This window comes from Streptomyces sp. NBC_00683 (genome assembly GCF_036226745.1).
In the GTDB taxonomy this organism is placed as follows: domain Bacteria; phylum Actinomycetota; class Actinomycetes; order Streptomycetales; family Streptomycetaceae; genus Streptomyces.
On the sequence record NZ_CP109013.1, the window covers coordinates 1774801 to 1788676 of the forward strand.

A 13876-nucleotide genomic window follows, 5' to 3' on the forward strand; every position below is an offset into this window, starting at 1 on the left:
TATCCACAGGACCGCCTCGGACACGGGCTCGGACGACCGCTAATATGCCCGCCCATGACTGACGACGTGCGCAACATCGTGCTGGGTGTCATAGCTGCCGGACTCAGCGCCTCCCTCGGCTGGATCGCCCGTACCTACCTGTGGCGGCGCAGACTCCGCCGCAAGCAGGCCTTCTTCGGACTGCCCGGGAACTCCGAGTGCATGCTCGTGGTGAATCGTGAGGCCGGCGGCGACGGCGCTGTCCACCGCCACGACGTCTTCGCCCTGCTCGAACTCTCGGCGCTGATCAAGGACTGCCAGGCCCATGCGCAGATCGTGTCCCACGACGTGGCCCAGCAAGGGTTCGGTGAGCGTACGGAGTTCTGTGTCGGCGGCCCGGTGTCGAACCGGCGGATGGCCGCTCACCTGCAGTCCCTGCTGCCCGGCGTGAAGATCAACACGGATCCCGAGCCCGGCCCGGACCGCGCCGCCTTCCAGGTGGGCTCGGAGCGCTACCGCCTGGAGTCCGGCGTCGCCGAGCACGTGCTCCTCGCTCGGCTGACGGGCGGTCAGGACGCCCGCCCCGTCTTCCTGTTCTGCGGACAGCGCGCCATCACCAATCAGGCGGCATCGCGATACCTCGCCCGCAACTACGAGAAGTTGCAGCGCAAGCACCGCAACAACAGCTTCGTCCTGCTGCTGAAGGTGGTCAACACCCATGCGTACGGGCCCGATGTGGTGGAGGTCATCGGCGACGTGACACGCACCGCGCAGGCCCCGCTGCCCGTCCCGGCCCCCGCCTCGCACCGGGCGGCCGACTGAGGCCCGCTCAGACGACGGTGCCCGTGAGGTCGGCCTCAGCCTTGCGCAGGGCGGCGCGCAGCAGGGATGCGCCCGTGGGTGTGAGGGTGTGCAGCACGGTCGGGCCGTTGCGCACGGTGCTGATGAGTCCCGCGTCGCGCAACGCGGTGGCGTGTCTGCTGGCGGCGGAGGCCGAGACTCCGGCAGCACGGGCGATCTCGCCGGTCGTGGCACCGGCGGACGCGGCGCGCAGCGCGACCGCTCGGGCACGCCCGAGCACGTTGGTCAGGGGCTGCTCGGGAGCGCTGCCGGTCACGGAGCGGACCTCGGGCTCGTGGAGCAGCGAGTACCAGACCACGGGCGGCAGTCCAGGGTCGGCGAAGGCAACCGGCTCGCGCCAGTTGAAGTACGAAGGGACGAGGGTGAGCCCACGGCCGTTCAGGTGCAGGTCCCGGTCGTCCGCCTGCCTGGGGTAGGCGACCTCCAGGACGGGAGGGCGCCAGCGCAGCATGGGCCCCAGTCCCGCGAGCATGCCCTCCACTCCGCCGTCGAGGAGCCCACGGCAGCGTGCCGCCCGCTCGGCCTCGATACGCGCCCGCACCTGCTCCTCGTGGGGGGCGACGACGACCTCGTAGTACGCGCGCAGCACCCTCACGAACTCCTTGCGCGCTTCGAGTCCGGCGAGTTGCCCGGCCCAGGCAGGTGCTCCGACGATTCGGTCGAGGATGGCGATCTCCGCCATGACCCGTTGCGGAGGCGTAGCCAGAATCGACTCCAGTCCCATGTCCAGTCCGTCCACCGCACCGACCGGGGTGAGGAAATCCGGGTAGTACGCCGCCCTTGGATACAAGGGCAGAAGAACACTCCGCAGGGCGCGCTCCAGCCCCTTCTCCCGCAGTTGTTGCCGTGTCGTGCGGTACCACCCGGCGAACGCCCACCTTCCCCTCCGGGTCTGGAACCGGTGCAGACTCGCGGCGATGTCGAAGAGCGGATCGGGAGCGGAGGCGAGCCGGGTCCTCGCCAGGTCCACATCGGTGAAGTGAATGCGGAGCATGTCGTTCCCCCAGTTGAACTCGGCTCCTGCTCTGCAACGCACCGGTGTTCGTTCGGCGCGGAATCCACCGGGCGATCGTAGGCAGCCGGAATCAAGAAACAATAAACGGGGGTTCAACGACCCTGTGGTGCATACCTATTGGCGCCTGAGTAATTCTGCCCGGCGAAAAGGTCCTCGGTCGGTGTCGTGGAGACGTCGTCGTCTTCGAGGAGTACACGCAGCCGGGCCACCACAGCTCGACCGCGGTGACAGCCTCGCCGGAACGAAGGAGAGCGGCACCCCCGTCGCCTCCTCCGCGACGTGGGCCCGCTCGGCCTCGGCAGGCTGGTCGGCAACGCCCCCTATACGTTCCACGGACAGACACCGGCCCGTCCTGATGATCGACACCGTCGATCCGCTCCGTGTCGAGCACGATCCGACCGGCGCGCAGCTGACCTTCCCCCCGCCCGGGGGCGGAACCGGGGCATGTCCCGGTCCCGCTCGGGCGAGAGGTGATCACCGGCTGCTGCCGGGCGGGCACTGCCCTTTCCGGCCTGCCCCGTGGGGCGGCTGTCGGTTACTTCGCGCCCGGCAGGAGCGTCCCTGGGTCGGCGGGGGTCACGCCCACCGCCTTGGTCTTCGGGTTGCGCCGCTCCCGTCTGGCCACCCAGGTGGCAAACCAGGAGAGCAGCATGCACATCCCGATGTAGATGGGCGAGATGACCATCACCACGGGGATGAACGGGAGCCCGTAGTCGAGGTTCGAGGCGATCAGCTTGCCCGCGTGGAGGAACTCCTCGTAGGTGATCAGGTATCCCAGCGAGGTGTCCTTCAGGGCCACCACCAGCTGGCTGATGATGGTGGGCAGCATGGCGCGCACGGCCTGCGGGGCCAGGACGAAGGTGGTGACCTGTGTCTTGCGCATCCCGAGGGCGTACCCCGCCTCCCGCTGGCCCCGGTCGACGGAGTTGATGCCGGTCCGGAAGACCTCGGCGAGCACGGAGCCGTTGTAGAGCGTCAGTCCGGCCACCAGCGCGGGCAGCGGCTGCACCTTCAGCGCGACGAAGATGAAGAAGATCATCACCAGGACGGGCATGGCCCGGAAGAACTCGACCAGCAACGTCGAGACCCAGCGCACCGGTCGGTGGACGGACAGCCGCCCGACGGCGAGCACGGCCCCGAGCGCCAGGGAGAGCACCGCCGCGTACGCGAACGCCTTGAGGGTGTTGCCCAGCCCGCGGAGCAGAAGCTCCTGGATGCCCTTGTACGTGAAGGGCGCCCACTTCTCGCTGGTGAACTGGTCCGTGTCGAAGAGCAGGTACAGGACCCAGCCGACCAGGGCCAGGATCACGATCGTCGAGATGACCCCGTAGGTGAAGTGTCTCTTGCGGGTGACCGGCCCCGGAATGTCGTAGAGAGCGGTCGCGGAGACGGTGGAGTGGGTCATCGGGCGACTCCCCAGCGCTTCTCCATCAGGTTGAAGAGCGCACTGATGGTCAGGGTGATGATCAGGTAGCCGACGGCGATCCAGACGAAGGTCCAGATGATGCTGTAGCCGAGTTCGTTGAGGGGCTTGTACACACCGAGCAGCTCGGTGACGCTGAACGCTCCGGCGATCGCGGAGTTCTTGGCGAGGGCGATGAGCGTCGATCCGATCGGCGGGATCACCGAGCGGAAGGCCTGCGGCAGCACGACGTTGCCCAGCGTCTGGCCGAAGGACATACCGAGGCTGCGGGACGCCTCACCCTGGCCCGTGGGCACGGTGTTGATGCCGGAGCGCAGCGCCTCGCAGATGAAGGCCGAGGTGTAGCAGCCGAGGGCGAGGACCGCGAAGACCTGGAACGGCAGCACCAGCCCGAAGCGCGGCAGCCCCAGCAGGACGGCGAAGAAGAGCAGCGTCAGCGGGGTGTTGCGGAGCACCGCCACCCAGACGGTGCCGATCACCCGGAGCGAGCCGACGGGCGCGACCCGGAAGGACGCCATGAGGAAGCCCAGCACGAGCGCCAGGATCGAGGCGTAGACGGTGAGCTCGACGGTTCCGAGGAAGCCCTCGCCGTAGAGGGAGAAGTTCTCTGTGAGTACATCCATGGTGGCCGGCCCCTCAGTTCGCCGGATAGTTGTCGATGGGCGGAGGTGTCGGCGCGGGCACCCCGGACAGGCCCAGCGTGGCCTCGAAGGCCTTCTTCCAGTTGCCGTTCTTCTCGTTCTCTTCGAGGGCGTCGTTGAGGGCGAAGCGCAGCGCGTTGTCGCTGCGCGGGACGCCGATGCCGTAGGGCTCCTCGGAGAAGGGCTTGCCGACGACCTTCATCTCGTCCGGCGCCTTGGCCGCGAAGCCCAGGAGGATGGCGTCGTCGGTGGTGACGACGTCGACCTGGTAGGTCAGGAGGTTGTCGACGCAGATCGAGTACGTGTCGTAGGCGACGAGGTCCGCCTTCGGGTAGTCGGCGGCGATGCGCTGGTACGGGGTGGATCCGGCGGCCGAGCAGACGGTCTTGCCCGCCAGGTCCTGCGGCCCCTTGATGTCGTTCTCGTCGGTGCGCACCAGCAGCCCCTGGCCGGCCATGTAGTACGGCCCCGCGAAGCCGACGAGCTTCTTGCGCATGTCGTTGATGGTGTAGGTGCCGACGTAGTAGTCGATCTGCCCGTTCTGGAGTGCCGTCTCGCGGTTCGCGGAGGCGATGGTCCGGAAGCGGATCGTGTCCGGTTCGAAGCCCAGGGACGCTGCCATCATGCGGGCGATCTCGATGTCGAAGCCGGAGTAGATGCCGGTGGCCGGATCCTTCTCGCCGAGATAGGGCTGGTCCTCCTTGGCGCCGACGACCAGGTATCCACGCTTCTTGGCCTTCTTCCAGGTCTTCGACTCGGGCAGCTGGAAATCCGTGTCGACCGTGTACTGGGGCAGCGCCCCGGCCTTCGGTCCCTTGACGGGTGGACTGCCCTCCCGGCCGCAGCCGGCGACGAGCACGGCGAGCAGGAAGCAGGCCAGCGCGGTCGCGAGTCTTCTCGTACGCAGCACGGTGCCCCCTGTCAGTGCTTGAGGATCTTGGACAGGAAGTCCTTGGCGCGGTCGCTCTCCGGGGCGGTGAAGAAGTCCTCCGGAGTGCGGTCCTCGATGATGCAGCCTTCGGACATGAACACCACGCGGTTGGCCGCGGACCGGGCGAACCCCATCTCGTGCGTGACGACCACCATGGTCATGCCCTCCCGGGCGAGCTGCTGCATGACCTCGAGCACCTCGTTGATCATCTCCGGGTCGAGCGCCGATGTGGGCTCGTCGAAGAGGAGCGCCTTGGGGTCCATCGCCAGGGCTCGGGCGATGGCGACTCGCTGCTGCTGGCCGCCGGAGAGCTGGGCGGGGAGCTTGTCGGCCTGCGAGGCGAGCCCGACCCGCTCCAGCAGTTCACGGGAGCGCTGGTCGGCCTCGTCCTTCTTGCGCTTGCGGACCTTGATCTGGGCGAGCGAGACGTTCTCCAGCACGGTCTTGTGCGCGAACAGGTTGAACGACTGGAAGACCATGCCGACTTCGGCCCTGAGCTGAGCGAGCCCCTTCCCCTCCTCGGGAAGGGGCGTCCCGTCGATGGCGATGTAGCCGGACTCGATCGTCTCGAGTCTGTTGATGGTCCGGCAGAGCGTTGACTTGCCTGATCCGGAAGGGCCGATGACCACCACCACCTCCCCGCGGCCGACGGTGAGATTGATGCTCTGCAGAACGTGCAGCTCTCCGAAAAACTTGTGTACGTCCCGCAGCTCGATCAACGGATCGACGGCCATACGCTGCCCTACCCACTTATCGCTGTGTCGAGGTCAGCGCAAACTATCCAGGCCCGCAACGGACTTCTCGCCCGACACGCACCAATAGCGCATAAGGCTGCTTATCGCGCTTTGGGCCCCGGCCCGATCTCCGCCGACTCCGCGTACATCTCGGAGAGCTCGGGGCTGCCCGACATCGCCCAGTCCAGACCCGCCGCGACGACGTCGATCTCCCGGCCCGAAGCCAGGCGCACGACCGGCCGGCCACCGGCCAGGATGTCCCACACCGCGCCGGGGACGGTGCGCACCAGAACGGTGCCGAGGTACAGGCCCGCGTCGTTGCCCAGCCAGGGCAGTTCCTCCGGGTCGTCGCGCCACAGCGGCGGGAGCTGGTCGAGCGCGGACAACGAGGCGGCACTGTCGTCGAGTTCGAGTCCGGCCTGCCCTGCCCGGGCACGCAGCAGCTCGCATTCTGCGAACAGTTCGGCGATGCCGTCCGGATCGGTTCGGACGGCAGCCGCGAGAGCCACCCCCTGCGTACCGCCCTGACGCTTACGCCAGTTGTCCAGGAAAGGGATGTTCATACCACTAGGATCCCACCTCAGGCCTGTTCCGCGCCGCAGGGCGCGCGACTGTTCCTGATTCGGGACCCAGGACGGGTTGCCGTGGGGTGGCGTACATAGGCTGCGGAGATGACATCGCAGAACTATCTCTCCGAACTCTTCTCCCTGGACGGCCGGGTCGCCGTGGTGACCGGCGGCAGTTCCGGCATCGGCCGGGCGATCACCGGGGCGCTCGCACACGCGGGCGCGAGTGTCGTGGTCGTGGCACGCAGGGAGACGGAGTTGAGGCGGACCGCCGACGAGCTCACGGCGGACGGCTGCCGGGCCGCGTGGGTGAGCGCGGATCTGGGGACGAGCGAGGGTGTGCGCACGGCGGCCGAGGAGGCGGCGGCCGTTTTCGGCGAGCCGGACATCCTCGTCAACTGCGCCGGGATCAATCTGCGGCCGCCGATGGACGAGCTCGACGAGGACGTGTGGGACACCACGATGGCGCTGAACCTCAAGGCCCCCCACCTGCTGGGCCGGCGGTACGGACCGGGCATGGCGGAGCGGGGTTACGGGCGGATCATCCACATCACGTCGCAGCAGGCGCACCGGGCGTTCGTGCAGAGCGGGGCCTACGGGGTCTCCAAGGGTGCGCTGGAGTCGCTCGCCCGCTCGGAGGCCGAGGCCTGGTCCCCGCGCGGCGTCACGTCCAACACCCTGGTGCCCGGCTTCGTCATGACGCCGCTCAACCAGCGGCTGTCGTCCGATCCCGGAAAGGTGGCGGCACTGGCCGCCCGCACGATGGTCGGGCGCAACGGCCTGGCCGAGGACTTCGCCGGCGCCGCGGTGTTCCTGGCGAGTGCGGCCTCGTCGTACGTCACCGGGCAGTCGATCTTCGTGGACGGCGGATTCTCCGTCCACTGACCGGTACGGGAACGCGCGATGCCGCCCCCGGTGGGGGCGGCATCAAGGCGCGGCACCCTCAGACGCCGCACCGTTTTCCCCCGCTGCGGTCTCCGGGACGATGGACGCCGTCGCCGCCCCCTTGTCGATGCCCAGCCCCGTGAGCAGGCCCGAGCCGCCCTCGAACTCCAGCAGGGCCAGCAGGATGTGCTCCGTACCCACGTAGTTGTGGCCGAGGCGCAGCGCCTCCCGGAACGTCAGCTCCAGGACCTTGCGCGCTCCCGCGTCGTACGGGATCAGCTCGGGCACCTCGTCGGACGCGGCCGGCAGGGCGAGGGCCGCCGCCTCCCGGACCGCGGCCGGCGACACGCCCTGCCCCGTGATCACCCGTGCGGCAAGGGTGTCGGGATCTCCGAGGAGCCCGAGGACCAGGTGCGCGGTGCGCACCTCGTCGTTGCGGGCCGCGTGGGCCTCGTTGTGCGCGGCCATGGCGACGTTCCTGGCCTGCTCGGTGAACCGTCCGAATCCCTGACTCGGGTCCAGGTCCGCGGTCTCGTCGGGCTTCTTGGCCACGAACCTCTTCTGGGCGGCCTGCCGGGTGACGCCCATGCTCCTGCCGATATCCGTCCACGAGGCGCCCGAGCGCCGCGCCTGGTCGACGAAGTGGCCGATGAGGTGGTCGGCGATCTCGCCGAGGTGATCCGCGGCGACGACTGCTCCGGAGAGCTGCCCCAGTGCGTCGGTGTGGGTCTTCTTGATCGCCTCGATGAGGTCGTCGAGGCGGATGGGAGGGTTGGGCCCGAGCGGCTTCGTCATGAGGCAACCCTAGGTTGACACCCAAGAGGTGTCAACCGATGGTTGACACCTGCCGTCCCTTGCCCCTGCCGCTGCGGCGCGGTTGGCTGAGCTCGATCAACGGACGTGAACAGAGGGGCACTCGATGACCGGGGACCGCGACGGCATGGTTGTCTACTGGCGGCCCGGCTGCCCGTACTGCATGAGACTGCGGCTGCGGCTGCGCTTCTCGGGACTGACGTACACCGAGGTGAACATCTGGAGGGACCCGGAGGCCGCCGCCTTCGTGCGCTCGGTCGCGGACGGCAACGAGACCGTGCCGACGGTCCGGGTGGCGGGGCACGCGATGGTGAACCCGTCCAAGCGCGAAGTGGTGCGTGCCGTCACCGAGCACGCCCCGCATCTGCTGCCCACGAAGCGGCGCTGACCCGCCGACCCTCAGAAAAGGCCCTCCTGGTGCACGGGAGCGGCCGGGCGCCGGTCCGTGCGTGCGGTGCGCGGTGCGGGTTTCTCCACCCCGAACAGCGGGGGCGTACCGCACTCGGCCGGCTCGGCCGGGATGACGACAGGACCGGTCCCCACGTCCAGCAGGAGTGGGGCGTCGGGATCGAAATCCGCGGGGGTCATGGCCGTCCAGTCGCGGCCCTCGCGCTCGTTCACCGGACTCCCCCGCCCGGCGCTCAGAGGTCGAGGTCCACGACCACCGGGGCGTGATCGGACGCGCCCTTCCCCTTGCGCTCCTCGCGGTCGACGTAGCTGTCCTTGACGGCCGCGGTGAACGGGGCGTTGCCGTAGACGAGGTCGATGCGCATGCCCCTGTTCTTCGGGAAGCGCAGCTCGCGGTAGTCCCAGAAGGTGTACGGGCGGTCGTACTTGAGCGGTCGGGGCATCACGTCCGACAGCCCCTCCTCGCGAAGGGTGGCCAGCGCGGCGCGCTCGGCAGGGGTCACATGGGTGGCCCCCTCGAAGAGCGCCGGGTCCCAGACGTCCTCGTCCGTCGGCGCGACGTTGAAGTCGCCGAGGACGGCGAACGGCAGTGTTCCCGCGGCGTCCGCGGCGACCGCCTTCTGCAGGGCCTCGAACCAGCTCAGCTTGTACGCGTAGTGATCGTGCTCGACCTCGCGGCCGTTGGGGACGTAGACCGACCAGACGCGGACCGGACCGCACGTCGCGGAGATCGCCCTCGGCTCCTGCACGCCCTCGTAGGCGGGCCCGTCGGGCAGGCCGGTCACGACATCCTGGAGGCCCACCCGGGAGACCAGCGCCACCCCGTTCCACCGGCCCGTGGCGTTCACGGCGGACTCGTAGCCCAGTTCACGCAGCGCTTCGGCGGGGAACTGCTCGGCCGTGCACTTGGTCTCCTGGATGCACAGCACGTCCGTGCCGGTGCTCTCCAGCCAGGCCAGCAGCCTCGGGAGCCGGGCGGTGATCGAATTGACGTTCCAGGTGGCAATGCGCATGCAGTAAACCTATCCGTTCCCACTGACAGTCGTCCCACGGTCCGCCGTCCCCGGCGGGTCAGAGCCGGGTCGTGCCGCCCGGAGTCAGCCGGCCGTGGTCGGCTCCGCCCAGGCCGCCGATCTGCCTGTCGTAGATCGGCCGGGCGAGATCGGTGAGCAGGGCGTCATGGATGTCGATCGCGCGCCGCGGCTTCACCTCACGTACGTAGTCGATGACCTCCGAGATCTTGTTCCAGGGGGCCATCACCGGCAGCATCAGCGTGTCCACGGGGTGGTCGGGCACCGTCAGGGCATCGCCCGGGTGGAAGACCGAACCGCCCACCAGGAAGCCGATGTTGGTCACCCTCGGGATGTCCGGGTGGATCACCGCGTGCAGCTCGCCGTGCACCTGCACGTCGAACCCGGCGGCGGAGAACGTGTCGCCGTGGCCGACCGTGTGGACGCGCCCGGGGAACGCGGCGGAGAGCTGCCCGGCCACGCTGCGCAGGGTCCACACCTGCGCGGCCGGGTTGGACTCCAGCCCCGCCCGCACCCGGGCCTCGTCGAAGTGGTCCGGGTGCTCGTGCGTCACCAGGATCGCGTCGGCGCCGACGGCGGCGTCGTCCTCCGAGAAGCCGCCGGGGTCGATGACGAGCGCCTGGCCGTTCCGCTCCAGCCGGATGCAGGAGTGCGTGTTCTTCGTCAGGGTGAGAGACGGTGCGTTCATACCCACATCCTGCTACGCGGGAGGTGTGGTTTCCTCCTGGATCACGGACTGCGCGATGGCAAATGCGGCGCCGGCAGCCGGGATGCCGCAGTAGACGGCCGTCTGCAGCAGCACCTCCTTGATCTCGACGGGGGTAAGTCCGTTGCGCAGCGCGGCCCTTACGTGCTGCGCAAGGCTCTCCAGATGTCCGGAGCCGACCACCGCGGTGAGGGTGACGCAGCTGCGGGCCCGGCGGTCGAGGCCCTCACGGTTCCAGATCTCGCCCCAGGCGTAGCGGGTGACGAGCTCCTCGAAGTCGTCGGTGAAGGCGTCCGACGCCGCCGTGGCGGCGTCCACATGGGCGTCGCCGAGCACCTCGCGCCGGATCTTCATCCCGCTGTCGTACCGGTCCGGCCGGCCCATGGTGGCCGCTTCGGGTCTGACGGCCGCGGATCCGATCTCCGCGACGGGCACCACGGGCACGAACGGAGCGGCGAGCCCCGGGGCTCCCGGAACCGGGATCGAGGCCAGGGTGTCCTGCCAGGCCGTGGAGAAGTGCATGAGGAGCAGATCGGTGACGGCGCCGGGCTGCTCGACGGGGGCCAGGTGGGAGGCTCCGGGGACGAGGGCGAGCCGGGCGTCCGGGATGCCGGCGACGAGGGTACGGGCCTCCGCGGGTCCGGTGACCTTGTCCTCTGCGCCGACCAGGACGAGGGTCGGGACACCTATCCGGGAGAGCTCCGTACGGATGTCGAAGGCGGCCAGGGCCTCGCAGGAAGCGATGTAGCAACCGGGGTCGGTGGTACGCACCATCTGGACGGCCCACTCGACGATGGCCGGCTGGGCGGCGGCGAAGTGGGGGGTGAACCAGCGCTCCGGGGCCGTGCGGGCGATCGGCTCCAGACCGTTGCTGCGGACGATCACGCCACGCTGCCGGAATTCGTCGGCGGTGCCGAACCGGGGCGAGGCGGCGACCAGCACGAGCGAAGCGACCCGGTGCGGGTGGCGCAGCGCGAGGTCGGCGCCCACCGCGCCGCCGATGGAACAGCCCGCGTATCCGAAGCGCTGGACGCCCACGCTGTCCAGCGTGGCGAGCAGACGGTCGGCGAGGTCGGTGACGGCCGCCGCGGGGTGGGCGGGGGCTCCGCCGTGCCCCGGCAGGTCGTACCGGAAGATTCTCCAGTGCTGCGAGAGCTCGGGTATCTGGCGGTCCCACATGTGCCAGGTCGTTCCGAGGGAAGGACCGATGACCAGGACAGGCGCATCGTCCGGCCCGTCGAAGCGGTACTGGAGCAGCTGCCCCGCCTGCGAGCCCTGGGGCTGAGGGCTCTGCTGGCCCTGGGGCTGGGGCTGCGGGCTCTGCTGGCCTTGAGGCTGGGGCTGCGGGCTCTGCTGGCTCTGGGGCTGGGGCTGCGGGCTCTGCGGGCCGTGCGGCACCTGCGCGTGTTGCGGGGCGCTGTGCGTTGCCTGCGGCAGCCCGGGGTACAGCGGTGCCTGCGGGAGCCCCGGCTGCCGCGACGGCTCCGGGTGCTGCGGACCCTGGGACGGCCCGGGGTACTGCGGAGGCGGGGCATGCTGCGGCGTCCGGGCCGGCTGCGCCTCCAGCGGGGCCCCCGGGTACTGCTGGACCGGCCGGAGCAGCTCACCCTGCAGGGGTGCGAGCTGCTCCGCCGAAAGCGGCTGAGTGGTCTCGACGGACGGACCCGGCTCCGCATGACGCGGGCCCGGTGGCGTACCGAGGTGCTGCGGCGGGACGACCTCCCCGTGCACCGGTGCCGCGCCGGCGTACTGCTGCCCGGGTATCGCCTGCGGGATCCGCTGGATCGGCTCGCCCTGCAGCGGCTGTGCGGCCGTCCGCGGCACGCCGTCCCGGTGCGGGGGCTGCGGCGCCGGTTCGTGCGCGGGGCCGGGCTGCCGGGACTGCTCGCCCTGTCCGGGGTTCACGGGCTGTGGGGGCTGCGGTTGCAGGGGGTGGGGGGCTTGGGCGGGCTGCGGGGTCGTCTCGCTCACTTCACTCACTCGCTCCAGGGTAATGAGCCGCCCGGCCGCTCCCCGTCAGGGGGTCGCCGCAGACACGACGTAGACGACCGGGGCGGCCGGGTCCGTCATGTTGACGGTGATGTCCTGCGTGGGGCGCGGGTCCTTGTTCTTGTGGACGGTTCCCGCCCAGTCGACGCCCGGCCCGAAGTACCAGCCGGTGATCTTGACATCGCGTTCGCCGATGGTGACCTTGCCGGTCTCCAGCGCCGCGCGACCGGTCCCGACGCCGCTCAGGAACCGGTCGAGTCCTGCGGATGTCGTACGGAACTTCACGTACATCCGGCTGGCCTTCCAGTTGTTCGTCTCGTAGTACTGGACGCCGATCGCATTGCCGGGGATCGGCAACTCGAAGATCCGGCGCTGCATGCCGGACGGCCAGCTCTCGCGCAGTCCCTGCGCGGCGGCCTCGGCTTCCTTGTCCTTGCCAGAGCGCCGGCTCTGGCCGGCGGAGATCACCAGGTAGCCGGCCGGGATGCCGATCAGCAGCACGATGATCGTCAGGGTGATCAGCCGCCGGCGGATCACCCGGCGCCGGTCCGGCGGAGGAGTCCCGTCACCGCCGGAACCGGGAGAACCGGGGGAACCTGAAGAAGGGGACTGGCGCGGCACGGCGCGGTGCTCGGCTGCGGTCATGGTCGGTGGTCCCTCGAAGCTACGGTGCGGAGTTGCGGAGTACTGGCGGCCAAAGGTGCCGCTGGTCAGTCGGCGGCGCGGGTGCTCCGCGAGTTCCGGATGGTGCTCGCCGCCTGGTCGTAGAACTGCGCGTACCGCTCGTACCGCTCGACGCGCCGGCGGTTGGTCCGGCGGAATCTGCGGGCGACCAGGCGTGCCAGGTCCGCGGCGCCGACCATACCCGCCTCCGGGCCGAGCTGGGCCTTCGCGATCCGGGCCTCGGGGCGGTAGCCGCGGCCGGTGAGCTGGCGCTTGAAGGCGTCCCTGGCCGGGCCGATCAGGAGGTCGTCCGCCGCGCTCACACCGCCGCCGATGACGAAGCAGGACGGGTCCAGCGCGGCGGCGAGGTTGGCGATGCCGACACCCAGCCACTGGCCGATGTCCTGGAGGAGCTCGACGCACATCGCGTCGCCCTCGCGGGCCAGTTCGGTGATGAGCGGCCCGGTGATGTCGGGGATGTTGCCCTTGACCCGCTCGATGATGCCGTGCGCCACCGGGGAGTCCGCCGCGGCCAGTTCCTTGGCCTCGCGCACTAGGGCGTTGCCCGAGCTGTACTGCTCCCAGCAGCCGCGGTTCCCGCACGGGCAGCGGTGCCCGCCGGGCACCACCTGCATGTGCCCGAACTCACCCGCGACGCCGTACTTGCCGCGCTTGACGTGCCCGTCCTCCAGGATCGCGCCGCCGATGCCGGTGCCCAGCGTGATCATGACCAGGTGGTCCTCGCCGCGGCCGGCGCCGAAGCGCCATTCCGCCCAGGCCGCCGTGTTGGCGTCGTTGTCGACCATGACGGGGACCACGAGGCGGGAGGCGATGGCGTCCCGGAGGGGTTCGTCGCGCCAGGCCAGGTGCGGGGCGAACAGCACCTTGGAGCGGTCGGCGTCGACCCAGCCCGCCGCGCCGATGCCGACGGCGTGCACGTCGTGCCGGTCGGAGAGGTCCAGGACCAGTTCGACGATGGTGTCCTCGACGACCTTGGGGCTCTTGGACTTGTCCGGCGTCTCGGTGCGCAGGGTCTCCAGGATGTTGCCGTCGGCGTCGACGACGCCGGCCATCACCTTCGTACCCCCGATGTCGATGCCGACGGTGGGGACGCGGGGCGCCGTGAGGTGCGAACGCCGCTCCCGGGTCCCTACGGTCCGCAGGACGGTGGCGCGGGCGGAGCCGCGGTGTGCGAAGTCGCGGTACGTGCTCATCGTCCCTGCGCAGGTCG

16 protein-coding genes and 1 pseudogene are annotated in these 13876 nt (G+C 70.0%); 4 read left to right on the plus strand and 13 right to left on the minus strand.

All coding sequences use genetic code 11. The features are described 5' to 3' along the window. Positions 1-54 precede the first annotated feature (54 nt). A complete protein-coding gene (locus tag OG257_RS07780; RefSeq protein ID WP_329205958.1) occupies positions 55-801 on the plus strand; it encodes a hypothetical protein in 747 nt (248 codons plus the stop codon). 7 nt (positions 802-808) lie between these two features. On the opposite strand, the gene OG257_RS07785 is transcribed toward OG257_RS07780, so the two are convergent. Further along, positions 809-1834 (minus strand): ArsR family transcriptional regulator, encoded by a 1026-nt coding sequence (locus tag OG257_RS07785; RefSeq protein ID WP_329205960.1) that lies wholly within the window; start codon positions 1832-1834, stop codon positions 809-811. A gap of 250 nt (positions 1835-2084) precedes the next feature. On the opposite strand from OG257_RS07785, the pseudogene OG257_RS07790 reads away from it, so the two are divergent. Further along, a pseudogene (locus tag OG257_RS07790) lies at positions 2085-2316 on the plus strand (acyl esterase); the annotation flags it as partial. A gap of 74 nt (positions 2317-2390) precedes the next feature. On the opposite strand, the gene OG257_RS07795 reads toward OG257_RS07790, so the two are convergent. From OG257_RS07795 to OG257_RS07815, 5 genes are all read right to left on the minus strand, one after another. Then, positions 2391-3260 (minus strand): amino acid ABC transporter permease, encoded by an 870-nt coding sequence (locus tag OG257_RS07795; RefSeq protein WP_329205962.1) that lies wholly within the window; start codon positions 3258-3260, stop codon positions 2391-2393. Continuing rightward, positions 3257-3901: an amino acid ABC transporter permease gene (locus OG257_RS07800; protein ID WP_329205963.1), complete on the minus strand. Its 645-nt coding sequence runs from the start codon at positions 3899-3901 to the stop codon at positions 3257-3259. The genes OG257_RS07795 and OG257_RS07800 overlap by 4 nt, the downstream gene beginning before the upstream one ends. Before the next feature lie 13 nt (positions 3902-3914). After that, positions 3915-4829, minus strand: coding sequence for a glutamate ABC transporter substrate-binding protein (locus OG257_RS07805; protein WP_443054327.1), 915 nt, complete (start codon positions 4827-4829; stop codon positions 3915-3917). A gap of 11 nt (positions 4830-4840) precedes the next feature. Further along, the gene (locus OG257_RS07810; RefSeq protein ID WP_329205964.1) at positions 4841-5584 is read right to left on the minus strand and encodes an amino acid ABC transporter ATP-binding protein; all 744 of its coding nucleotides are present in this window, start codon (positions 5582-5584) and stop codon (positions 4841-4843) included. Positions 5585-5685: 101 nt separating this feature from the next. Next, positions 5686-6147 (minus strand): DUF6278 family protein, encoded by a 462-nt coding sequence (locus OG257_RS07815; protein ID WP_329205965.1) that lies wholly within the window; start codon positions 6145-6147, stop codon positions 5686-5688. 108 nt (positions 6148-6255) lie between these two features. On the opposite strand from OG257_RS07815, the gene OG257_RS07820 reads away from it, so the two are divergent. Beyond that, entirely contained in the window at positions 6256-7035 is a 780-nt protein-coding gene (locus tag OG257_RS07820; protein ID WP_329205967.1) for an SDR family NAD(P)-dependent oxidoreductase, read from the plus strand. A gap of 42 nt (positions 7036-7077) precedes the next feature. Here OG257_RS07820 and OG257_RS07825 read toward each other — a convergent pair whose 3' ends face one another. After that, complete coding sequence (locus OG257_RS07825) at positions 7078-7830, minus strand: Clp protease N-terminal domain-containing protein (RefSeq protein WP_329205969.1); 753 nt, start codon at positions 7828-7830, stop codon at positions 7078-7080. A gap of 124 nt (positions 7831-7954) precedes the next feature. On the opposite strand from OG257_RS07825, the gene OG257_RS07830 reads away from it, so the two are divergent. Next, positions 7955-8236 (plus strand): mycoredoxin, encoded by a 282-nt coding sequence (locus OG257_RS07830; RefSeq protein ID WP_329205970.1) that lies wholly within the window; start codon positions 7955-7957, stop codon positions 8234-8236. An 11-nt stretch (positions 8237-8247) separates the two neighbouring features. Here the strand turns inward: OG257_RS07830 and OG257_RS07835 are convergent, their stop codons facing one another. The 6 genes from OG257_RS07835 to OG257_RS07860 all read right to left on the minus strand — a co-directional run bounded on the left by OG257_RS07835 (position 8248) and on the right by OG257_RS07860 (position 13859). Next, a complete protein-coding gene (locus tag OG257_RS07835) occupies positions 8248-8469 on the minus strand; it encodes a hypothetical protein (protein ID WP_329205972.1) in 222 nt (73 codons plus the stop codon). 20 nt (positions 8470-8489) lie between these two features. Then, on the minus strand, positions 8490-9269 hold the full coding sequence (locus OG257_RS07840; RefSeq protein ID WP_329205974.1) for an exodeoxyribonuclease III: 780 nt from the start codon (positions 9267-9269) through the stop codon (positions 8490-8492). A 58-nt stretch (positions 9270-9327) separates the two neighbouring features. After that, on the minus strand, positions 9328-9975 hold the full coding sequence (locus OG257_RS07845) for an MBL fold metallo-hydrolase (protein WP_329205976.1): 648 nt from the start codon (positions 9973-9975) through the stop codon (positions 9328-9330). Between the two features lie 12 nt (positions 9976-9987). Next, positions 9988-11250: a bifunctional 3-oxoadipate enol-lactonase/4-carboxymuconolactone decarboxylase PcaDC gene (gene pcaDC / locus OG257_RS37225; RefSeq protein ID WP_443054556.1), complete on the minus strand. Its 1263-nt coding sequence runs from the start codon at positions 11248-11250 to the stop codon at positions 9988-9990. A 759-nt stretch (positions 11251-12009) separates the two neighbouring features. Further along, positions 12010-12627: a hypothetical protein gene (locus OG257_RS07855; RefSeq protein ID WP_329205978.1), complete on the minus strand. Its 618-nt coding sequence runs from the start codon at positions 12625-12627 to the stop codon at positions 12010-12012. 65 nt (positions 12628-12692) lie between these two features. After that, a complete protein-coding gene (locus OG257_RS07860; RefSeq protein ID WP_329205980.1) occupies positions 12693-13859 on the minus strand; it encodes an ROK family glucokinase in 1167 nt (388 codons plus the stop codon). Positions 13860-13876 lie beyond the last annotated feature (17 nt).